Origin of the sequence: Aliiroseovarius sp. xm-d-517 (genome assembly GCF_013283135.1) — a bacterium.
Classification (GTDB): domain Bacteria; phylum Pseudomonadota; class Alphaproteobacteria; order Rhodobacterales; family Rhodobacteraceae; genus Aliiroseovarius; species Aliiroseovarius crassostreae.
In genome coordinates this window covers 2,250,685-2,273,102 of sequence record NZ_WBXT01000001.1, presented here as the reverse complement: position 1 = coordinate 2,273,102, position 22,418 = coordinate 2,250,685, and the positions used below count along the sequence as shown (strand labels likewise).

General features: G+C 56.6%; 20 protein-coding genes. 12 read left to right on the top strand and 8 right to left on the bottom strand.

Features of this window, described 5'->3' with window-relative positions:
* Positions 1-13: 13 nt before the first annotated feature.
* Together XMD517_RS10995 and XMD517_RS10990 are read left to right on the top strand one after the other, a co-directional pair.
* The gene (locus XMD517_RS10995; protein ID WP_173488231.1) at positions 14-4,090 is read left to right on the top strand and encodes a HigA family addiction module antitoxin; all 4,077 of its coding nucleotides are present in this window, start codon (positions 14-16) and stop codon (positions 4,088-4,090) included.
* Positions 4,091-4,379: 289 nt separating this feature from the next.
* A complete protein-coding gene (locus XMD517_RS10990) occupies positions 4,380-5,450 on the top strand; it encodes a hypothetical protein (protein ID WP_173488230.1) in 1,071 nt (356 codons plus the stop codon).
* A 121-nt stretch (positions 5,451-5,571) separates the two neighbouring features.
* Here the strand turns inward: XMD517_RS10990 and XMD517_RS10985 are convergent, their stop codons facing one another.
* The 4 genes from XMD517_RS10985 to XMD517_RS10970 are packed head-to-tail and all read right to left on the bottom strand — an operon-like array spanning position 5,572 to position 7,981.
* The gene (locus tag XMD517_RS10985; protein ID WP_173488229.1) at positions 5,572-6,354 is read right to left on the bottom strand and encodes a DUF3800 domain-containing protein; all 783 of its coding nucleotides are present in this window, start codon (positions 6,352-6,354) and stop codon (positions 5,572-5,574) included.
* Positions 6,354-7,253 carry an HNH endonuclease gene (locus XMD517_RS10980; protein ID WP_173488228.1) on the bottom strand — a complete coding sequence of 300 codons (900 nt, stop codon included), beginning with the start codon at positions 7,251-7,253 and terminating at the stop codon, positions 6,354-6,356. Before XMD517_RS10980 ends, XMD517_RS10985 begins: the two co-directional genes overlap by 1 nt.
* Positions 7,254-7,257: 4 nt before the next feature.
* Positions 7,258-7,554 (bottom strand): hypothetical protein, encoded by a 297-nt coding sequence (locus XMD517_RS10975; RefSeq protein ID WP_173488227.1) that lies wholly within the window; start codon positions 7,552-7,554, stop codon positions 7,258-7,260.
* 4 nt (positions 7,555-7,558) lie between these two features.
* Positions 7,559-7,981: a helix-turn-helix domain-containing protein gene (locus tag XMD517_RS10970; protein ID WP_173488226.1), complete on the bottom strand. Its 423-nt coding sequence runs from the start codon at positions 7,979-7,981 to the stop codon at positions 7,559-7,561.
* Between the two features lie 367 nt (positions 7,982-8,348).
* Between XMD517_RS10970 and XMD517_RS10965 the strand changes: the two genes are divergently transcribed.
* The 7 genes from XMD517_RS10965 to XMD517_RS10935 all read left to right on the top strand — a co-directional run bounded on the left by XMD517_RS10965 (position 8,349) and on the right by XMD517_RS10935 (position 15,888).
* Positions 8,349-9,002 (top strand): hypothetical protein, encoded by a 654-nt coding sequence (locus tag XMD517_RS10965; RefSeq protein WP_254450027.1) that lies wholly within the window; start codon positions 8,349-8,351, stop codon positions 9,000-9,002.
* 51 nt (positions 9,003-9,053) lie between these two features.
* Positions 9,054-10,405 (top strand): IS3 family transposase gene (locus XMD517_RS10960; RefSeq protein ID WP_371734363.1). Its coding sequence is split into 2 segments (ribosomal slippage): positions 9,054-9,389 and positions 9,392-10,405, totalling 1,350 coding nucleotides; the frame shifts between segments, so codons are not numbered across the junction.
* An 86-nt stretch (positions 10,406-10,491) separates the two neighbouring features.
* The gene (locus tag XMD517_RS10955; RefSeq protein WP_173487811.1) at positions 10,492-11,496 is read left to right on the top strand and encodes a hypothetical protein; all 1,005 of its coding nucleotides are present in this window, start codon (positions 10,492-10,494) and stop codon (positions 11,494-11,496) included.
* Positions 11,493-12,665: a glycosyltransferase family 4 protein gene (locus tag XMD517_RS10950; protein ID WP_173487812.1), complete on the top strand. Its 1,173-nt coding sequence runs from the start codon at positions 11,493-11,495 to the stop codon at positions 12,663-12,665. Before XMD517_RS10955 ends, XMD517_RS10950 begins: the two co-directional genes overlap by 4 nt.
* The gene (locus tag XMD517_RS10945) at positions 12,662-13,951 is read left to right on the top strand and encodes a hypothetical protein (RefSeq protein ID WP_173487813.1); all 1,290 of its coding nucleotides are present in this window, start codon (positions 12,662-12,664) and stop codon (positions 13,949-13,951) included. Before XMD517_RS10950 ends, XMD517_RS10945 begins: the two co-directional genes overlap by 4 nt.
* 21 nt (positions 13,952-13,972) lie before the next feature.
* A complete protein-coding gene (locus XMD517_RS10940; RefSeq protein ID WP_173487814.1) occupies positions 13,973-14,707 on the top strand; it encodes a hypothetical protein in 735 nt (244 codons plus the stop codon).
* Positions 14,704-15,888 (top strand): glycosyltransferase, encoded by a 1,185-nt coding sequence (locus XMD517_RS10935; RefSeq protein ID WP_173487815.1) that lies wholly within the window; start codon positions 14,704-14,706, stop codon positions 15,886-15,888. The genes XMD517_RS10940 and XMD517_RS10935 overlap by 4 nt, the downstream gene beginning before the upstream one ends.
* On the opposite strand, the gene XMD517_RS10930 is transcribed toward XMD517_RS10935, so the two are convergent.
* From XMD517_RS10930 to XMD517_RS10915, 4 genes are all read right to left on the bottom strand, one after another.
* Positions 15,843-16,610, bottom strand: coding sequence for a sulfotransferase family 2 domain-containing protein (locus tag XMD517_RS10930; RefSeq protein WP_173487816.1), 768 nt, complete (start codon positions 16,608-16,610; stop codon positions 15,843-15,845). The two genes, XMD517_RS10935 and XMD517_RS10930, sit on opposite strands and share 46 nt — an antisense overlap.
* A gap of 147 nt (positions 16,611-16,757) precedes the next feature.
* Positions 16,758-17,300, bottom strand: a complete 543-nt coding sequence (locus tag XMD517_RS10925; RefSeq protein WP_173487817.1) for a putative colanic acid biosynthesis acetyltransferase — start codon at positions 17,298-17,300, stop codon at positions 16,758-16,760.
* Between the two features lie 168 nt (positions 17,301-17,468).
* Complete coding sequence (locus XMD517_RS10920) at positions 17,469-18,092, bottom strand: hypothetical protein (RefSeq protein ID WP_173487818.1); 624 nt, start codon at positions 18,090-18,092, stop codon at positions 17,469-17,471.
* Positions 18,093-18,230: 138 nt separating this feature from the next.
* Positions 18,231-18,497 (bottom strand): hypothetical protein, encoded by a 267-nt coding sequence (locus XMD517_RS10915; protein WP_173487819.1) that lies wholly within the window; start codon positions 18,495-18,497, stop codon positions 18,231-18,233.
* 250 nt (positions 18,498-18,747) lie between these two features.
* Here XMD517_RS10915 and XMD517_RS10910 point away from each other — a divergent pair, with 250 nt between their 5' ends.
* The 3 genes from XMD517_RS10910 (at position 18,748) to XMD517_RS10900 (ending at position 22,394) form a co-directional block, all read left to right on the top strand.
* Entirely contained in the window at positions 18,748-19,518 is a 771-nt protein-coding gene (locus XMD517_RS10910) for a metallophosphoesterase (RefSeq protein WP_173487820.1), read from the top strand.
* 114 nt (positions 19,519-19,632) lie between these two features.
* Complete coding sequence (locus tag XMD517_RS10905; RefSeq protein ID WP_371734347.1) at positions 19,633-21,741, top strand: YjbH domain-containing protein; 2,109 nt, start codon at positions 19,633-19,635, stop codon at positions 21,739-21,741.
* Positions 21,738-22,394: a YjbF family lipoprotein gene (locus XMD517_RS10900; protein WP_173487821.1), complete on the top strand. Its 657-nt coding sequence runs from the start codon at positions 21,738-21,740 to the stop codon at positions 22,392-22,394. The genes XMD517_RS10905 and XMD517_RS10900 overlap by 4 nt, the downstream gene beginning before the upstream one ends.
* Positions 22,395-22,418: the final 24 nt, after the last annotated feature.

Sequence of the window (22,418 nt, the reverse complement as noted above, 5' to 3'; positions counted from 1 at the left end):
TTTGGAGTGAGTCATGTCGAGCAAGTTGGCCAAACCCGACCATCCCGGTCGGTACATCAAAAGCAAAGTCATCCCGAAAGGCTTGAACGTAACCCAAGCCGCCAGGGCGCTTGGTGTCGGACGGCCAGCTCTTTCGAATCTCCTAAACGGCAACTCAAGTCTTTCGAGTGAAATGGCCATGAAACTCGAGAAAGTATTTGGTGTAAGCGCGAGTGAACTGCTTGCGATGCAGAGTGATTTCGATGCCGGAATGAGTGCGGCGACGACAAGCATGAACACTGTAAGGAGCTTCGTGCCGCCGTTTGCTGCCCCAAAGGCAAATGACATCGAGCAGTGGGCAAACAATTTGGATTCACGCTCCAAGTTAGCGGCGTTGTTGAGGATGCTAGTTCACTCGACCTGTGATGGTCTTCAGAAAGTGGATTTCCCAGCTCATGACGACTCCCAGCGTCCCGGCTGGGACGGAGAGGTCGAGACGCCGACGGGTAATCCGTGGGTGCCTACTGGCGCGTCCGGCTGGGAGTTCGGAACAAACCGGAATATCAAAGAGAAAGCGGACGGCGACTTTTCAAAGAGCGTAAAAGCAATCTCAAAAACCCAAAGACTTAAAACGACATTTGTCTTTGTCACGCCCCGGCGTTGGCCAGGAAAGGATGCATGGAAAACAGCACAGCTGGCCAAAAAACAATGGAAAGATGTTGTCGTCCTGGACTCCAGCGATCTTGAGCAATGGATGGAACAGTCCATTCCTACTCAGGTTTGGTTTGCCAACGAAAGCGGCAAAGACTTTCGTGGTACGAAGTCACTGGAACGTTGTTGGGTGAAGTGGAATGCAGACTGCGATCCAGCCTTCACAACACAGATTTTCGACGAAGCGTCAATTATCGCCGGTAAGAAGCTCCTTGCACATCTGAGAGGGGCGGATCGAACACTTCGGATCGCGACAGACTCGGTACTCGAAGGTCTTGCGTTCGTTTACGCGATGTTGAGCGGTGACGACCCTGAGCTTTCAGCGATACGCGACCGCGCTGTTGTCTTCTCCGAAACCGGGCCAATCACTGAACTTGCCAGCAAGTCATCTCACTTCATACCGATTGTTACCAACCGTGAAACTGAGGTGGAACTGGCTGAGACCGGGGCACGCCTTGGCGGAATATCCATCGTGCCGCGTACGATGGTACAAAGCGAAGCAGATATTGTTCTTGATACCCTTAGCGGAGAAGCCTTCCGCGAAGGTCTCGAATCGATGGGGCTCGGCGGCGATGAGATAGAGCGTCTAAAGAACGAGTCAGGACGGTCGCTTACGGTACTACGCCGCCGCCTGGCAAGAGATCAGGCAATCAAGTCACCTGCTTGGGGCTCTGACAAAGCACTGGCGCGTTCCGTGTTTCCTTTCATGCTGGCAGGTGCATGGAAGAGTGATAACGAAGCTGACCGAATTGTCCTTTGCCATCTGATGGGTGAGGACAGTTATGCCGAGGTCGAGAGGAAACTCGGTGATCTTTTACCTGTCGAGAGTGCGCCTGTCTGGTCGATAGGTTCCTTCCGGGGGATCGTATCCAAGATTGATGCCCTCTACGCGGTGCATCAGTGGGTGACGGCAGAGGACCTTGAACGCTTCTACCAGGCAGCCGACCTTGTGCTTTCGGAGCCCGATCCCTCACTCGAACTTCCAGAAAGCGAACGCTGGGCGGCAAGTATCCACGGTAAGACCCGCGACATATCTTCTGCGCTGAGAGAAGGCATTGCCGATAGCCTGGTTATTCTGGCGATCCACGGCAAAGGACTTTTCAGGGGCCGACTGGGTGTGGATACGCAATCTCAGGCAGCGCTACTCGTGAGAAAGCTCTTCGCTACCATGGACGGCGAGACGATGGAGTCTCAGTCCGATGAATTCCAGCGATATGCGGAGGCTGCTCCAGAGGAATTCCTGAGCATAATCGAGTGCGACTTGGCGAGAAATGATCCGAGTACGCAAGTCTTGATGCGCCCGGTCGATGACCCCCTGTTTTCGAGCAATCCACGGGTTGGTTTATTTTGGGCGCTGGATTTGTTGGCATGGTCTCCGGAATACCTGCAGCGTGTCGTGGATGTACTTGCAAGGCTTAGCGAACTGGAGCCCGAGGATCGCAGCGGCAACAGCGCAATGCAAAGCCTGCTTTCGATCTTCCGTAGCTGGATGCCCCAGACCTCTGCCTCCGTAGAGCAGCGGATCGCAGTCTTGAATCAATTGGTGAAGCACTATCCAGAAGTCGGATGGGCGGTTGCCAGGGACCAATACGACGTGCGGTCACGCACCGGCCAGTACAGCGTTAAGCCAAAATGGCGTGACTATGCCTTTGGGAGCGGCGAAGTGGTAACCAACGCAGAGCGCTGGAAATTCGAGGAACACTGCCTTGAGGTCGCCCTTTCTTGGGCGCCTATGACAAGAGAGAAACTTGCCGATTTGGTGGATAGCCTTGAGGGTTTCGGAGAGGACTATCGTGCGCGCGTATGGGAGCGCGTAGTAGATTGGGCAAAAGAGGCCACCGACGAGGATCGCGCATGGCTAAGGGAGCAAATCCGCGTGGGTGTCAGTAGGAGTGCCCGCCGCCTTAGCAAGAAGGGAGCGCCTAAGACGGCCACGAAGGCCAAGGTGAGCAAGGCGCGCGATATTTATGATGAGTTGGAGCCCAGCGATATCGTCTGGAAGCACGCATGGCTTTTCAAGAATTCATGGGTAGAGAATTCGTGGGAAGATATCCATGACGATGAGCACGATTTCGAGGCGCGAGATGTGCGCATCGCCAAACAACGAAAAGCGGCTGTAGAAGCTGTGTTGGCGCAAGAAGGTGTCCCCGGAGCGGTGCGCCTTGCCCTATCTGGGAACGCTTCGCACGTAGTAGGGAACAACCTCGCACAGATCATGAGCTCCGAGAAGGATCAACTCGCCTTCATTCGGCGCATCATAGACGATCCCGAGTTCTTGGCATCGACGAAGCTACAGTTCTTGCTGGACGGGTTCTTTTACTCGTTGGGTGACGAAAAGGCAGTCGGCTTTATCGATGAACTGCGCGGTGAATTGAGCGATGATCAGCTCGTGCGCCTCTTCTGCCTTTGCCGCTTTGGACAGACAGTTTGGGACGCGGTAGATGCTTCAAGCCCGGCGGTGTCCAAGGGGTACTGGAAGGCCGTGTCCGCACACTGGGCGATGCAGACAGAAGATGAGCTGCGCTACGCTGTAACAAAGCTCATCGAAGCCCGCCGCGGTCTAACTGCGTTGCAGTTCGTTCATCTGGACCTGAAGAGCATCGAGTCCGAGCAGCTCTACGAAATTCTACAGGCTCTTCCCCGAAGCGATGAAGCAGATCTGAGAGCATCCTCAATGGACCGTCACTCTATTGAGGAGGTGTTCAAGATCCTCAATTCTCGCGGAACAATTGGGCGTGAGAGAATGGCCGGTCTTGAGTTCCTGTATCTGGAGGTCTTCAGGTTCGATAGGGGGCGTATCCCTAACCTTGAGGCCGAGGTGAATGACAACCCGTCTCTCTTCTGCGAGGCCATACGTATGGCCTACAGGGGCAAGGATGATCCCAGAGATGTGGAACTTACTGAGGAACAGAAGTCGGCAGCCAGAAACGCGAACACATTTATTGATGCGCTTTCATCAGTGCCTGGCATTGATGAGCATGGGGTCATTCAGGCCGAGAAGTTGAAGGAATGGATTATCGAGGCAAGGCGCATCAGCGAGAAGACAGGTCATCGCGCCATGCTTGACTATCAGATTGGGGAAATTCTAGCACACGCGCCTTTGGCGGAAGACGGTTCGTGGCCCTGCGAGCCTGTCCGAGAGGCTGTTAACGATCTTTATACCGTCGAGATAGAGCGGGGCGTCACAATCGGACGTTATAATGCGCGCGGTGCGACCTGGCGAGGTGAAGGGGGCGCGCAAGAGCGTGAGCTAGCAGAACAGTATGAGAGCTGGGCTCAAGCATGCGAGTTCGATCACCCACGCATGGCGAAAATTCTGCGTGAAATGGTTCGCAAGTACATCGCTGAAGCCGAGTGGCATGACAATGAAGCCATGATCCGCAGACGCATGCGTTACTAGCGGTCGATTGGAAATCGCGTTCTTAAGCGCGCGTGGGAGAGCAACGGAGATGACGATCTTACCATTACCGGTTTAAGATGACTTGGCGGCGCTTCTTGAACGAGTGGAAAGGGCACTCCCTGCACCAACCTTCGCGAACTAAAGCGGTTGAATTCAGGGAGTAGTCCCGTCAAAAGAGAAACACCAGGTGGGGGCTCGCCCGACCTGGTGCTCTAATCTGATGTCGACGGCGCGTAGCAAATGCCAGTGGGGCCAGTTCGACTGCTCTAGAAGGGTATGTATCGCCGCGATGGCCGAGAGTCAAGTTCCATACCCGTACGATGCGGCAACGATCGCTTCACTCAAGGCGTCGCTTTCTGAGCCAAGATTCGCAACCTACCTCGCGAAAGCCAGTGGCAATGAGGCTTTCGCGTTCGCGCTATACCTTTACAACGCAAGGCTTGCAAAATCGTTCCTTTTTCCGCTTAGCGTAGCGGAAGTGACCCTGCGCAATACCGTGGATGGCGTCCTGCTTCAGCTTTTTGGGGCTGATTGGCATCGGGATGCTAACTTTCGTGATACAGTTTTGACACCAGAAAGCCTGAGCGCCTTGGATAAGGCAATGCAACGAGCTCGGTCAATAGAGCGCGGCAAGGTGATAGCGGAACTCACCTTTGATTTCTGGTCAAACCTGTTTCGTAACGAATACGCAGGTCTTTGGCGAACCAAGGCCAATGTCGCGTTTCCGGGCCTTGCCCATGGTGAGGGGCGACATGAAATCCAGTCGCTTGTCAGAGAGATCAACCGCCTGAGAAACAGGGTCGCGCATCATGAGCCAATTCTGGACATGAACGTCCCTGACCTGCATTCGAAAATCATCAAGCTGGTGGAACTTCGGAGCAAAGCCACGGCCGACTGGATGCGGCATCACTCAACCGTGAGTATTGTGATGCGCAGCCGACCAAATCTGGCAGGATCCGCGCCTGTCACCTTGGCGAGTAGAGCTGATCTGAGGTTCGAAATCGTCGATCCGACTTCCACGCTCGTCAGATTGGCGAGACAAGAGGCGCAAACATGTGCAGCATTCGTTTGCATCGATCAGGGCGATGTTGTTGGTGCAATCACCCACCAGCAACTGGCGCATTATATAGCGGCCAAAGCCTTGGAAATGGATGGCATGATCGACTTAGGGGACCACACAGTCACAGACATCTTGAATAATCCATCAGTCGCGGACGGCTTTAAGGTAATGCTGGCAGGATCGTCGTTCTTTGATGCCGTCAAAGTACTGAAAGAACCGAAGACGCGTGTCGTCGTCGCCGTGAACTCAGATGATGGATTGCCAGTCGGAGTAGTATTGCGGGCCCACAGGCGATACTGACTCACAATTCAGGTTTCGTGTTCCGTGCGTATCCGTCAAACGGCACCAATCAACGAAAGACTGCTTTGCGGAAGTTGCTATGCAGCGTTGGATGCGCTTCCAGATTTACCTTTTTGTGCGGTCAATGAATACATCCCAGATAGTTTTCCCCGAAGCGGTTCATTGCGACAGTAGCAACTCGTTCGTTAACGCTCTCATCAATGAATAACCCCCAAGGATAAACGTCGACGTTTGCTAGGTCGAAATCGTCTTTTGGGTTCGGCTTGTTTTGGCTGAGAAATGCGTAGCGGATCCCTGCCCACATCTCGAAGCCGAGCTCGACCTCGAGGCCATCATATACGCTGTCGCCAGGGGCGTTAACGATTACCTTTTTGGCAATGTCACCGAGTGCTTCCAACAGCATAATGCTGCACGTATGGGCCATAATGTCCGCAAGTTGGATACCCATGACCGCCTTGGAATCCTGTTCAAAGTGGAAGATGCAGCCTGCGAGCTCCGGATCGCCTGCAACTAAAGCCTCGGCCGCACTTTTATGTTTGAAGAGGCCTTCATCAAAGAAGACCTCATGCTGCCGCCCCTCGAGCAAGGGATGCTTCAGTGCGCTACGCAATAGCGTCAACGAAGCTGGGCCTAATTTCCTAGTGTCTTCTTCACTATCTACAACGCACAGGGCCATTCGGCAGTTGCGTGCGATAAAGTGCTTCAAGCTGTCACGCAGCGCTTGAAGATCATTGTGATCTTTCATTGTCGCTGAAGACTTGAATTCGAACGTGCTCGGATCGAAGCCATGCTTACGGAAAAGGACGCCCATTTCCTCTGTGGGATCCACATCGCAAATGGCGAATGCGGCAAGTGAGAATCCGGATCTATGATGCTTGCTGTCGTCTAAAAATAGATAGGCCATTACTGCTTAAAACAATTCTCTCTGTGCCAGGTTACAAACTCAGTCCTTGGCCGGTTGGCGAGGCGGTCCGGCACCAAGATCTTGCCGGACGAGTTGATCATCGATGTTACGGCTTCGATATCGTTGCTCTGGCGGGAAACCAGAATAGTTAGGTCGTCTGCCAACCCAACGAGGCCGCGATCAAACATCCAATGCGCTGTTCCAGACAAGGCGAGCCCATTGCTCACGATATCAGGGCCGTCGTGCTCTACGGGTCTGATATGAGCGGCTTCCACCTCTGCACGACCGCCGCCATTGATCAGACGCAAGCCCGTAATGGCACACCGTTCGCCGTAGGCGCGCAGGACATTCTTCCTGAAGTTTCGGTCGCGAACCGCGCGGTTGGTCAGCTGGTTGACGCGTTCCCGTGCGGGCATGTGCTGGAAAGGTGTTTGCGCGTCCTGAAACCCTGGCGACTGCATCGTCTCGCCCACGCGGGGCAGGATGTCCTCATCTCGTCCAAGACCACGTTCGACTATTCGGGCAAAGTCTTCAGCTGAAAGGGTTCTTACTGCGGCTTGTGCGCGTCCGGATATCTTGCCTTGATCGTTCAGTAATCCTCTTTCGATGATTGAATTCTCGTCCCGGAATGAAACTGGGTCGCCGAAATCAAGATACGTTCCCGGCTCGATCACCGCCAAGAACATGTTCTGCTTCCTAGGATCCGGAATGATCTCCTGGACTTTGGCGACCGCAAAGTACCCTTTGGTCTCTTTGACCTTGCTTGGCTCCAGGTAGACGATCCAATCCCCTTGGCACTGTTGGGCACGTGAAAGGTATTGCTTGGGAAACTGATATCGCTCCGACGGAATGTCGTCGTAGATCGAGTCGCTGCGATGGATGAAGATACCGAAGGCCATCGGATCACCCGTGTTGAAGACGTTCCAGTCTTCGATCGGCCGCGCGTAGGGTCAGCACCGCACCTGTCAAAAATGGAAGTGCCAAGCCTGCTGCAGCGATTGCAAAAATCATGATGGTGGCCAAAACCGAGTATTCGGCGGTCTGTTGTGCCAGTGATAGTCGACCCAAGCCAATTAAGTAGAACACACTGGTTCCCAGGAAGATCAGGTAAAGCGGCCCGAAGGGTTCGATCACCTCACGGCGAGTGCGCTCCAAGACCGAATGCCGCAACATGTTCCAGCGTTTGCTTGCCTTGTTCACCAGATTACTCCCTTACCAGCTCGATCCATGTGTGCACGTCATCATCCGTCACTTCACGGCCTTCGACATGCGATTGATACCAGCGCGCGACGATGGCCCCGCGCTTTTCGCTTTTGATTTTTATGCCCTCATCGGTGAGGTGTTTATCCAGCGAGCTTTCGATGTGCTTGAGGGCCTCGAAATCATGCCCAGCCCGAATGGATTTTGTGCCGAGTAGCAGCCAGGCGACGTCAATATTATAACGGCTTTGCATCTTGACGAGGGCCTCTACCGGGACACCGCGTTTGCCTTTTTCGTAGCTGTGGTAGGCACGATGTGACACGCCAATGGCTTCAGCCATAGCAGCCTGTGAGACGCCTATTTCATTGCGACAGATCGCGAGGCGAGCGCCAATCTCTGCAAACAATTCAGCATCATCTCGCACCATGCAAGTTTCCTAATTGACGGGTGCGCAATTTTGTATAAACATAGCACAAAATGACGCATATTTACGTTTTCACCCATCTGACCACGTCAGAAGGTGCAGAACAAGCGATTCCATGCGTGTCGCCGATTCAACTTAAGCGGACAAGGACGACTGAAATGGCAGAGACCAACTATTCAGACAGCTCTCAGATCCTGGGGCTTGGAAAAACGCCCGCGCAGTGGGTCGAAGTTATGGCCGGAATGGGGATCGATATTTCAGAACGTACGTTGCGCGAACGCGCCAATGAGACGGGCGCATTTTATCGCCTTGGGCGGACCATGCTGATCACGCCCGCTCAGATTGATACGATTTTTGAAGGAGGCCAGTCATGCCGCTCCAAATTTACAAGAGGGGCCGTGTCTACTGGGCCAAGGGGTGGATTGAATACAACGGCAGGCCAATCGCCGGCCCATACCGGCGAAGCACTAAGGCATCTACAGAAGAGGGCGCACGGGACTGGATAAACCATGAGACCGAACGTCAGATCCGTCGCTATGTCGTGGGTGACGAGCCGAGTAAGACGTTTTCCGATGCAATCATGCTCTACAACGCGTCCCCCAAGGCGGCGAAGCAGTTGATCCCTATTGTCGAAGCAATCGGCGACCTGTCGTTAAGTGCAATTTCCGGAGCTTTGCTGAAGAGCCTTGGGCCGAAACTGAAACCCAAAGCGTCGACCGATACTTGGTGGCGTGAAATCGTGACGCCCGCGAGTGCGGTCATCAACAATGCGCACGAGTTGGAGGGCACGCCCCTCATCCGGGTTAAGCCTTACGACAATTTTGAACGGATCGCCCAGGACAAGCGGCGGGGGAAGCTTAGCCGCGTAGAGCGCACGCCAGCTGACAAGGAATGGATCGAGGCATTTTGCCGTGCCGCTGATCCCTACAACGCCGCGCTGGTCCGGTTCATGTTTGAGACGGCGGCACGGATCGATCAGGCCGTGTCATTGTGTCTGACGTCAGCGCTTGTGGGACAGATTTGAGGTTTTCGTAACGGAGGATTTCTGGTTCATCGCAGCCATTATGGAGCGAAGATGAACAAGAAATCCGGAACATCGAAGGACGCGGCTGACAAGCTGGTCAAAGGCATCCGCCGCAAGACGCGCAAACAGTATTCAGCCGAAGAGAAGATCAGGATTGTGTTGGCGGGTCTGCGCGGCGAGGAAAGCATTGCCGCGCTGTGTCGCCGGGAAGGCATCAGCGAGAGCCTGTATTACACATGGTCGAAGGAATTCCTAGAAGCGGGCAAGCAGCGTCTGGCCGGTGATACCGCGCGCCAGGCGACCTCGCCTGAGGTCAATGAACTGCGCTCAGAATCAGCGGCGCTCAAGGAGGTCGTTGCTGAACTGACCCTGGAAAACCGTCTGCTCAAAAAAAGCATGATCGGGGATGGGGAGTACGAGGTATGAGGTATCCCGCAACGGAAAAGCTGGAGATCATCCGCACTGTCGAAGCTTCGCATCTGCCTGCCCGTCAGACGCTGGCGATGCTCGGCATACCCACCACAACCTATTATCGTTGGTATGACCGCTGGACCGAAGGTGGGCTTGACGCGCTTGACGATACGGCACCCCATCCTGGGTCTGTGTGGAACCGCCTTCCGGATGAGACCCGGGCGGACATTATCGAGTTCGCGCTCGAGCATGAGGATCTGACGCCCCGGGAGCTGGCGGTGAAATATACCGATGAGAAGCAGTATTTTGTCTCTGAATCATCGGTTTACCGTATCCTGAAGGCGGAGGATCTGATCACGGCACCGGCGCACATCGTGATGAAGGCCGCCAATGAGTTCAAGGATAAGACGACGCGTCCCAACGAACTCTGGCAGACCGACTTCACCTACCTCAAGGTTCTGGGGTGGGGCTGGTTCTATCTCAGCACGATCCTGGACGACTACAGCCGTTACATCATCGCCTGGAAGCTTTGTGCGACGATGAAAGCTGAGGACGTGACCGCCACACTCGACCTGGCACTTGCAGCCTCCGGCTGTGACAGTGCAACCGTGGTCGCCAAGCCCAGGCTGCTCAGTGATAACGGCTCATCTTACATTGCAGGAGATCTGGCGGACTATATCGAACACAAGGGCATGACGCATGTCCGCGGCGCACCTTACCACCCCCAGACTCAGGGCAAAATCGAGCGATGGCATCAGACCATGAAGAACCGCGTTCTGCTGGAGCATTACTTCTTGCCCGGTGACCTCGAACGGCAGATCGACGCATTCGTCGAGTTCTACAACAACCAGCGCTATCACGAGAGCCTGGGCAACCTGACCCCCGCCGATGTCTACTTCGGGCGCGATAAGCAGATCCTGAAACAGCGAGAGGAGATCAAACGAAAAACCATGCTCACCCGGCGCTTGCGCCACCAAACTGAAAACGCATAAACTCAATCAAGGATGAGCCAGAGCCTCCAAAACGAAACGCGCTCAGCTGTCCCAAATTATCTGACGACGGACAGTTCATTTTTATCGTGATCGTAAAAGGTCAGGAAAACGGTTCACCATTTGGTGCCTATATCAATTTGCTGCACCCAATCTTTATGTTTGCTATTTTTATGGCCATAATTCATGCAGCAAATGGATCACGTCTGGCCAAGCTGTGCCTCATAGCGTGCACCGTAGCCAGTTTCTCCCTTGCAATTATTGGTAACGTCAAGGTTGAAGTTATCAATATCTTCATGGCGATCTTCTTCGGTGTAATGTTTTTGAATCTGCAGATTCGAATAAGATACTTCCTTGTTGGCACAGTTGTTTGTTTCGTCTCTGTCGCACTGATTGTTCCGGCAATACAGCTCATGCGCAGTTCACTATCTGACATTCCAGTAAGCCAAAGACTGGCCGCAGCTTGGGACATTATAGAAGAAGCAGACTTCGATCCTGCAACTTTAGCACGCCTTCAAGCCGCCCATTTTTCTGCCTATCAATACGTGTATGCGCCGAACAGCAGCTATGTTTATCCAAGCACTGCGAACATCGACCGCTTCATGATGATATTTCCCACTGACCAAGTAGTCCGGTCCTTGGATAAACTCAGCCAAGTCACATGGGGTGATGCAATCGAAGAAACCGCTGAGCTTATCCTACCATCCTTCATAATCTCAAAAGACCCTGAAGCTTTAGTCGATCTCATCGCATGGGACCGTGGCATAAGATCTGAGGGATCAATAGGGCGGCCTGTATTAGGGCTAATGGCTGTCTCAGTGGCACTGCAAGGGGTGGTATCAGTAGCCATAATACCATTCCTGGCTGTCTTTCCCTTTCTGTTGATCGCCAACTACTTTTTCGGATCCGCCATCAACAGCCCGTTTGGGGCTCTTGGCTGCTTTTACATGATGAACCTGGGCGAAAAAGAATTTACCCGGTTTCTTAGCATGTTGGTGCGGGAATTGCCGCTGCTATGGGCAACATGCTTTCTGATGCTGCTGTTGATTCACCACACCCCGCGTCTGTTCAAGATCTTAGAGAGATCATCATGAAAGTCACCCTTTCAACCATCGGCCGGTTCCACATGTTTCCACTGGCCCGAGAGCTTGAGCGCCACGGGGTTCTGAACCGGATCTACAGCGGGTTTCCCTGGTCGAAACTGGCCCGCGAGGGGGTGTCGAAATCACGGGTGACGCGGTTTCCCTATGTGCGGCCCATTCTGATGGGAACGCGGGTTTTGCCCTTTCAGGTTCCCGCAGCGATGCTGGACCGCCTGCACCAGCTTTCCGTGGTCACACTGGATCGCTACGTGGCCCGCACCCTGCCCGACAGCGATATTTTCGTGGGCCATGAAGGGGTCGGGCTGATCAGCGGGGCCGCCGCCCAAAACCGGGGCATGCTCTATATCTGCGACCGGGGCTGTGCGCATATGGCCTGGCGCGAAAGGTTGATGAACGAGGAGAATGCCCGGTTTGGCTTGCCCGCCCGCCCGCGCCCCCGGACCTATGTGCGCGAGATCGAGGAATATCACCAAGCCGACCTGATTGTGGTGGCGTCCGAGATGGCGAAACGCTCGTTTCTGGCAGAAGGGATCGACGCGCAAAAGGTCAGGGTTGTGCCATATGGCGTGAATTTCGACCGGTTCCACCCGGTGGGCAAGCCCAGCGCAGAGCGGTTTGAGGTCGTGTTTGTGGGCGGTCTGTCCCTGCGCAAGGGGGCCATGGATCTGCTTGCGGGTTTCGAAGCCGCTGACATTGCGAACAAGCGGCTGACAATCATCGGGCGGGTCGATCCGCAGGTCGAAGCCCTGTTGGGCGCGCGGCTGTCTCATCCCACCATCAACCGCCTTGGCCACGTGCCGCATGACCAGCTCAAACACCACATGTCCCGCGCCCATGTCATGGTAATGCCAAGCATCGAGGATGGGTTTGGCATGGTGGTGGGGGAGGCGATGGCCTGTGGCTGTCCGGTGATTGTCTCAAACCATACAGGCGCAGCGGACATCGTGGCCGATGGTGAAAATGGTTATGTCGTGCCGATCCGCTCGCCTGAGTTAATTGCAGAGAGGCTGGAGGGGCTGGCCACCGACCCCGACCGGCAGCGCGCAATGTCCAAGGCCGCCCTGCGCTCGATCACCCGGTTGGGCGGGTGGGATGTCTATGGGCAGAGGATGATTGCCCTCTATGCTCAGGCCCTGAAAGAGCGGGGGCATTCCGCATGATGGCCCCCGCCCGCAAGATCCTGCACCACACCCCCCGCGCCCTGACATTCCTGACCGGAAGCGCCGGGGCACAGGGGATCGCAGCCCTGACGGGCCTGTTTCTGGCCCGCTGGCTATCTGTGCCCGATTATGCCCTGTTCACCGTGATGATCACCCTGATCAGCGCCATGAACATTCTGACCAAAGGCGGCGCGCATTATGGTTTTGCCGCCATTCTGGGGAAGGTCTGGCCAGACAGGGAGCGGACTGCTCAGGCGGTGGTGGCCGTTTTGCAGATCCGTCGGAAAGTATCACTCTGGACCCTGCCCCCGGTTCTGGTGGTGGCGGGCTGGCTTCTGCACAGGAACGGGGCTTCATCCGGCGAAATCATCGGGCTTTGCACCCTGCTTTGCGTGATCTGGTGGGCAGATATGCAGACCCGGCTGGTGGATCAGGTGCTGTTTCACGCTCATCAGACAACACGCGTGCAGCTGCTTGACACCAGCCTTGCCGCCCTGCGCCTTGCCGGGGCGGGCCTTCTGTTCCTGCTGGGCGGCCTGAGCGTCCTTCCCGCAATTTGCCTAAGCGCCGCCACCGCCCTTGCCCGCATCCCATTGATCCGAAAATGGGTGGCAAAGATTGCCCCGCTTCAAGGCGTGATTGCCCGGCCTGAGGACATCTCAGCCCTGAAAACCAGTGTAAAACAGCAGCTGCCGGTTGAGATCTACATGGTGCTTCAGGCGCAGATCATATTGGTTTTACTCACTATTTTCGGAAGCGGGACCGAAGTTGCAAGTTTCGGCGCCTTGGGGCGTATCGGGCAGATCCTGGTGCCCGTCACGATGTTTACCACCGCTTTCCTGATCCCGATTTATACGCGGGCAACAGGCAATCTTGCCACGCTTCTGTTCGGGCTGACACTCCTGTCCGCCCTGCCCGGGCTGGGTTTCATTGCCCTGACTTCTCTCTATCCCCATGCTGTTTTGTGGCTGATTGGGGAAAACTACGCCGGCCTGCAAACCGAGGTGATCTGGGCCGTCGGCGTGTCCGTGGCGATGCGGTTGGCGACCACCTATAGAAATCTGGTTGGCAGCCGCGGCTGGATCCGCTTCAACATCCTGCAGATCCCCCTGTTCATCCTTTGGGTTCTGGCAGCCCCCCTTCTGTTTGATCTGTCCACCCTGATCGGGGCGTTTCAGCTTCAGCTCGGGTTTGCCGTGATCATCACCATCGCCGCCAGCGTGGATTTCATTTTCGCCCGACACGCGCCCCCTTCTACCAGGCCCCCTTCTGCCAAAACAACGTGAGGCTCCACAGGTTTCCCCAACATGTCACTGCACCGTCTCCGCTATAAACTGATCATCTGGTCAACCCGCTCCCCCCGGCTGTATTTTGCGCTGCGCCGGCTGACGGGCCGGATGAATGCGCGGTGTGTCGGGCCGCAGACCGATATCGTGATTGAGGGATTTCCGCGCTCGGCCAACAGCGCCACCGCCCACGCGTTCATCGACCGGCAGGAACCCGGCATCAGCGTCGCCCATCACCTGCATCATGTGGCGCAACTGCTTGAAGGGATCCGGCTGGGCATGCCTTGCGTGGTGCTGATCCGGGACCCGAAATCCGCCATTCTGTCGCTTCGCGCCCTTAGGGCCGAGGCGCAAAACCGCGAGAAGGCTGGCCGCAGTGGCGAGGCGTTCGAAGACGCCCTGAAAGCCTGGCTGACCTTTTATGACACATTGCGACCTCAGCTTTCCCATGTGGTGATCGCCCCCTTTGAAGAGGTCACGCAATCGGTTGCCCCCCTCATCTCAGATGTGAACAGACGGTTCGGAACCCAGTTTGCCACCGCCCTGCCCGCAGGCCGGTCCGAACGCGCTCTGGGCTATCACGCAAAACCCACCCCGCTGCGCGATGAGATCAAGCGAAAGCTGGCGGCGGAACTGGAGCTGCTGATCGAAACCAATGCCGGATTTCGCCGCGATCTTGCCCGCGCAACGCAGCTCTATCAGACCTATCTGGACACATATGCCCAGCGCCCGGACACCATCGGGGCGCGCTCATGAAGGTTCTGCACCTCCTCTCCTCCGTAAACCCCGACCAGGGCGGACCGTTGGCTTTTGCCCTCAATATGGCGCGCGAACGGGAAACCCACGGGCACAGCTCACTTTTCATCTCAACCGATCCACCCGACGCAGACTGGGTCACGGCGTTCCCGTTTCCCATCGTGACGGCGCCAAACTCCCGCCGCGGGATCGAACGTGCCGTGGCTGAACATTGCCCGTCCTGCGACGTCGCAATTGTGCATGGTCTTTGGAATGTTGCCAGTATCGGGGGATACAACCCCCTACGCCGCAACGCGGTGCCCTGGCTGCTTTATCCTCATGGGATGCTGGACCCTTATTTTCGACGCATCAAACCGGTCAAGCACCTGATCAAACAGGTCTATTGGCTTTTGTGGCAGGGGCGGATGCTGAGCGGTGCGACAAAGGTCCTGTTCACCTGCAAGGAGGAGCAGACCCTCGCGCAGAATGCCTTTTGGGGCCATAATGACTATTCCGGTATTGCCGTGCGTTATTGTGCGGCGGATCAGAAGATCACGCAGTCACGACCGGTGCAAATATCCGGCCTGCACGGGCGCGACAGCTCTCGCCCCTACCTTCTCTTTCTCAGCCGCATTCACCCGAAAAAGGCCGTAGACACGCTCCTCACCACCTTTGCGAAGATCGCCCACATCTTCCCCGAAGTGGACCTGATCATCGCAGGCCCGGACAAGAACCGCTATGCCGACCAGCTGAAGGCGCAGGCCGCATCACTTGGACTGGACGGGCGGGTTTTCTGGACGGGACAGGTTGCCGGGATCGAAAAGCAGACCCTGTTTGCCGAGGCAGCGGCCTTTGTCCTGCCCTCTCATCAGGAAAACTTTGGACAAGTGGTTGCAGAAGCCCTGTCAGCCGGCACCCCGGTTCTGATTTCCGACAAGGTCAATATTCATCGAGAGGTTTCAGAAAATGGCGTCGGTCTGGTCTGCGCGGACAGCTTGCAGGGCACCAAAGAGATGCTGACCCGTTTTCTTAGCCTGCCCGATCAGGACCGTCAGGCCATGGCACAGGCCGCCCGCCCCACCTATGAACGGCTGTTTTCCGTAAAAAGCGCCTATGCGGATCTGCAAGATCAGATTGACGAGGCGCTCGGCGCGGATCAGTCCCGTTGCGGTGGCGATGAAAACGGCTTCCAGCAGTCATAATGCGCAAGCCCCGCCCGGCCAAGCTCGGATGCAACCTGCCGCGTGGCGGCATTGGGCCTGAGATCCGGTTGTGTGAGCACCCCATTTTCCCCATACCCAAACGCCGCCATATCCCCTTGATACAACGCAACTATCTTTTCGATCTGCGAAGAAGAGAACGTGGGGGGCTGATAGTTTCCGGCATTCAGAACCGAAACCGAAACACGGATCCCGTGCGGGGCGAGATATATCGCCGCCTCCTCGGCCAGATTTTCACAACGCACCACCGCATCCACGAGGTAATTGCCGTTTTCGTCAATCAATTGCGTTGATATCGGACGCCGAGGCCTGTCGGTGAGCCAATCAAGAAAATAATCAAAGGACCGGGCCGCGCGCACCTCATGAAAGGCTGCGGCATATTCCGCCGGGAAACTGTCGCGCAGGAGGTGCGTGTAGTAGGAATACACCCAGCTTACCGGGTGGCGCACAACGGTCAGCTTCAGGGCCCGCCGGAACGACGCTTCAGGCAGAACCTCGCGCGCGCCCATCAGGCTTAGATGACTGTGGTGGCGAAAATCAAACAGCCGGGGGTGCATCGCTTCAAGCCCGATCCTGCGCAGCATACGGGCCGGGAAGCTGCGGGGAAATGGATCGGCAAACGGCGCGAGAGCGGTGGAAAAACTGGTGCTCGCTGATTTCGGCAATCGGCAATAGATCAGGTTCTTCTTATGCGAAACGATCATGTCAGGCCCACGCTCCAGACGCACGGGCGCACCAGACGGGGGCACCAAACGGGTTGGGTCTGCCGCCGGTCACTGCATTGCACCCTCGTGGTCACGGCGCCCCTTTGATCCCTGACCGCAAAAAGTGAGATACCTTTCAGATCCAGCCTATGCGGACGCATCAAACACCCTGTCCCTGATCCGAACCGCGGGGTTGCCGGCATATATCCCCCAAGAGGACAGCTTTCCGCTGACAACAGCACGTGCTGCAATCACGCACCCTTCCGGAACCGTTACGCCGGGCCCGACAAAGGCCTCTGACGCGACCCAGACATGTGCACCGATTGTTATCGGGCGCGTGACCAACGGACGTGTGGCCAGCGTGTAATCATGTGTTCCGCCACACAGATAGGCCCCTTGCGAGACGATGGCCCCCTCATCCAGAACGACCCTATCCATGTTGTAACAGTTCACACCGCCCGCCATCACCGAAAAGGCGGCCATTTCCAGATTTGGTGGATACCAGATCTTGGCCCCTCCGCGCACCATGGCGGTTGGATGGATCTTTGCCCCGAAAGCGCGCAGCAGGAAACGCCGCCACCCCGCCAGTTGCGGCGGGGTCCATGAGGCAAATAGTTTCCACACGATCATCCAGACAAGGCGCAGCAGGCGGTGGCGCAACGGAAAACAGGGGGCATCCCGTCTGGCCATGACCTCTTCGGACAAAGGCCCGTCGGATAGGGGGAGGTCTGAATGGGAACTGGGAGGGGGGGACATTGATCAGCCTTATACTTCCTGCCCCCCCAAATTAGTCCCTGCTCCGAGCCCTGTCGAGCCACTTGCCCGGCTAATCTCTTCCCAGTTTGCCCACAGATACCCCTAAAGCGAACGGCCTTGCTGATCCGCAAACGCAGATACAAGCGCGGCCCGCTCACCCGCATCCAGAGACCGGTCATATACGGCGGCAGCATGGAGTTTGCCGCTGGTATGATTGCCATCGCGAAACGAAAACAGTCGCAGGTTAATTGCGTCATTTGCCGTCCCGCTGGTGGCGGCTGAGACAAAAGGCGACCCATCAACGGACAGGGACACCTGATTGGCCAGCCATTGACCCAGCACAATCGCCGGTGCGGTTGCAACCGTCTCGGAAACAGAGATCGTGGTGCCGGCCCCCTGTCGGTCAAGGGCACGGTAAACCGTGTTTGCATCAACTGCGCCGGTATGCAGGCTCCAGTATCGGCTGCTGCTGGAATGCAGGGTGACAATGCCGCCATTGGCCGCCATCGCCTCAACCGCTGCCAGCATGGTAAAATCATAATCGGAAATCATCGGGGGGGCGGTCAGGAAGTCATCCGCCCCATCTGCCCATAACCAATGATGCGTCCCATCCGTCTGGTAAACCGGGCGGGAGGCACTGGTGGCCTGGGTCATGTGGTGGCCATTGCCGCTCTTGTCCAACATCACGGCAACCGGATCACCTGACTGGGTGACCGGGATCGTCATCGCGATGTCCTGAAACAAACTCGTTTGGTCGCTTGGATCATACCAGGCGACAAGCCCGGCGATCGAACTTGGGGAAAACGCAGAGCGTTTCCGCCTCGTCGCCAGGGATGCAATGCTGAAATCAAGCCCACGCATATTTCACCCGACAATAAAGGCGTGAATGCCCGAAGCGGTCGTTCCAGTTGCATTCACCCGACGTGTGCCAACCGGAAGAATGGTCTGATCCCCCAGCGTCACGGTCCGCGCGGCACCAGACTGGGTCACGAAACTGACGGTGCCTCCGGTTTCAACCAGCAACGCAATGGCAACCGTATCAAGGTCCACACTGTCCGAAGGCACAACAGGCAGAAGATCGGTGGCGGGGCCATTCAAACCGGGGGAACGGCTCTTGAAAGGGTCTGACATGTGTATTTCCTTTTATTCGGAGTTCATCCAACCACAACAAACTCGTCGCATTGACGATGTTGCGAGACAAAGGACCTATCAATGCGCCTTTACCAATTCTGAAACCGACCGTTCTGTTCCCCGCCCCGCAGGCAACACCCAACCCAATTCAGATTTCACAACCGGGGCGACAACGCCTATTGTATCTCAGCAGGCAGGTTGCACCTTGCGATACCTGCTGGCTTTAGGGGCATCACTCAGGGGCATTCGGATGTTTGGAAACCTGTTCAGGAACCGCCGCTCCGCCGGGACCCATGCTGAGTTTTCGGGCGCCCCACCGCAGCCTGAGACACCCATTTCGGTGATTGGTGACATCCACGGGCAAATCTCCTGCCTCGAAAAAATGCTGACCTTTCTGGACAGGGAAATGCCCACCACCCGCCGTATTTTTGTCGGTGACTATATTGATCGCGGCGACCATAGCGCCGATGTCCTGTCCTGCCTCAGAGAGTTGGAGCAACAGCGCCCGGACAGCATATTCCTTATGGGAAACCACGAGGAAATGATGCTTGATTTCCTGGACCACCCCGTGAAAGCCGGCAGCCGCTGGCTGCAATTTGGCGGGCTGCAAACCATGGCGAGCTTTGGGCTGTCCGATCTTTGCCAAAGCACGGATGAGCGCACATTACGTCACATGCAGCAGGCTTTACGTGATGCTATGCCGGACGGGTTGGAGGCCTGGCTTCGCAGGCTGAGGCGCATGTGGCACGAAGGAAACATCGCCGTTGTTCACGCAGGCGCAGATCCCGCACGCCCCATTGCCGCACAACCCGCCCGCGCCCTGACATGGGGGCACCCGGATTTTGGAAAGAGACCACGCCAGGATGGGATCTGGGTGGTGCGGGGCCATCGGGTTGTCACCACCCCCACCATTCAGGCCGGGGTCATCTCTGTCGACACCGGTGCATTTGCAAACGGGAAACTTACGGCTGCCACAATCCAAGATTGTAGGACGGAATTCTTTCAGGTTACAAATACCTGAACGCAAGCACATCACATCATAGCCAAGACGCGAACAGATCTCGCATAATTGGGTCGGAATGTGTTTCACCATCTGTTGCGGCCTGAAATCCGCGCGACAAACCGGGAATGGGTCGTGAGCATAAATCGCGTCATAGTTGAAGCGGGTTTGATCCTGGCAGGGCTGTCCACAGGCGCCCTTGCCGAGGCCCCGGCAACGGTGCCCCTTTCGACATTCGGCACACCCGGACTGATCGACATGCCCACAGGCGAGATGCTGACCGACGGGGCATTGATCAGCTCAATCGCACGGCATGATGGCAGCCAGCGCTACAACCTGACCTTTCAACTGACCCCCAGACTCTACGGCACATTCCGATACGCCATCATCGACAATTTTGATGGCAATGGCAGCGCGCGATATGACCGTAGCTTTGATGTCGGTTATCTGCTCACGGAAGAGAGCCTGAACTGGCCGTCCATCGTGATCGGGTTGCGTGATTTTGGCGGCACCGGGGCCTATGCCTCTGAATTCCTAGCGGGAACCAAACATTTTCTGGACAATCGACTGGCAGTTACCGGTGGGATCGGGTGGGGGCGCCTCGGCAGTTATGGCGGATTTCAAAACCCGCTTTCGGTTTTTTCGAACAGGTTCAAATCCCGCTCAGAAAACGCCCTTTCACATGGCCGAGACACCGGCCAGCTGGACTTTGACCAATGGTTTCGGGGTGATGCCGCGCTTTTTGGCGGGCTGTCTTACAAGATCACCCCAAACCTGACCCTGAAGGCAGAATATTCCTCGGATGCCTATGAGGTTGAAGGCACAAATGCCGGGTTCACACACCAAACCCCTTTCAATTTCGGCCTGACCTACAGCTCACGATATGCCAATCTGTCCGCCTATCTTCTGCACGGGTCTGAAATTGGCATTTCGGCAAGTTTCATCACCGATCCAAAGCGCGCAGCCATTCCCGGAGGGATCGAGGCCGCCCCGCCTGCGCTCATCCCTGCCGCATTTCGCCGGGCACAAGGTTGGGAGGGGCACAGCGCAGATCAGGGAAAAGCTCGCCTGACACAGGCACTTCGCGATCAGGGGTTGATCCTGGAAGGGGTGTCCCTTTCAGGGTCCGAGGCCACACTGCGCCTGATCAACACCCGCTACCCCGCCGCTTCCCAGGCGCTGGGACGCGCAGCGCGCGTGGCTGCCAACACCCTGCCCTCTTCCATCACCACCTTTCACATCGAACTGGTGCGTCACGGCATGGCCCTGTCCCGCAGCAGCCTGAGGCGACAGGATCTGGAAGAGCTGGAATATGACCTCGACGGGGCGTGGAAAAGCTTTGCCCGCACCTCCATTTCTGATGCCCGCGGCAAGGCCATCCCGCCCGTCGCAGAAACCTATCCCCTGTTTGACTGGTCCCTCACCCCCTATCTGGAGCCGGAACTGTTTGACCCGGACAATCCCGTGCGCGCGGATCTGGGGCTGCAGGCCTTTGCCTCGTTCGAACCCGTGCGCGGACTGATCTTTTCCGGCGCCCTGCGCCAGCGGGCTTTCGGCAACCTGAACACCAGCACGAGGCCCTCGAACTCGAAACTGCCCCATGTGCGCACCGACATCACCGAATATGCCAAGCAATCCGACCTGCAGATCAAACATCTGACCGGCGAGTATTTTTTCCGTCCGGGGCCCGATCTGTATGGCCGGCTGAGCGCAGGGTATTTTGAAACCATGTATGGCGGCCTCTCTGGTGAGGTCTTGTGGAAACCCGTCGAAGGGCCGCTCGCTCTCGGGGCCGAGATCAACTATGCGCGGCAGCGCAATTTCGATCAGCTGTTCGGGTTTCAGCGCCGCGACATCGTGACCGGCCACGTTTCCGCCTATTATGATTTTGGCGGTGGTTATCTGGGGCAGCTGGATGCCGGGCGCTATCTGGCCGGGGATTGGGGCGCAACTGTTTCATTTGATCGCGAATTCAACAACGGGTTCCGGGTGGGGGCCTTTTTCACCCTGACCGATGTGCCGTTTGATACGTTTGGCGAAGGGTCGTTCGACAAGGGGATCCGCTTTGACATCCCGATCACCTGGCTGGTGGGCGCCCCCGCCCGCAGCGGGTTTTCAACAACCATAAGGCCGGTCCAGCGCGACGGCGGTGCCCGGCTGGAGGTTCGAAACCGTCTGTATGATCTGATCCGCGACAGTCATGTGACGGAACTGGAAGATGGATGGGGAAGGTTCTGGAGATGAAATTGACGCACTTTTCCCGCCTGCTCAGTTTGCTGGTGCTGGTTCTGACGGCCTGTTCCTCGGATCCGCAGCAACAGGCCCTGATGGCCGGGATCTGGCAGCGCAACACATTGCCTGACCCCAATCCAGAGTTTGTCGCCCTCGCCAAAACCGGTGCGCCCGCCTATGTCGTATCGGTTGAAAATCGCCCGGGCGCCTATGCACAATTTCTGCGCCAGCAGGTAAATATCCGGGGCGAAGAGACCTGGATATCAGGGGACGGGGTGTCTTTGGGCATGAAAGAGGGGCTGGTGCTGGCCACGCGTGGTTTGGGAGGGGACCTGATGTCTGCCGACATTTCCCGCCTTCTTCCCGCAATCCTGTCACGCCGGGACACCGTGACAGAGCTTTACCTGTCCCATCTCAACGCCAATGATGAAACCAGCTTCAGCACCTTTCGTTGCCGTCTGAGCAACCGGGGCGCCCGGTCGGTTGATCTGGGGCCCTATGTGGCCCAGACCGACCTGATGGTCGCGGATTGCACAAACGGCAATACCACACTGAAAAATCTGTATTGGCTGGACCGACAGCGCGGCGGGATTGTTCAATCCCGACAGTGGATCAGCCCCCATACCGGCAGTTTGGCGCTGCGCGTCATCCCCGGTGCGGGCTAAACCCGAAACATCATCCGGGCAGGA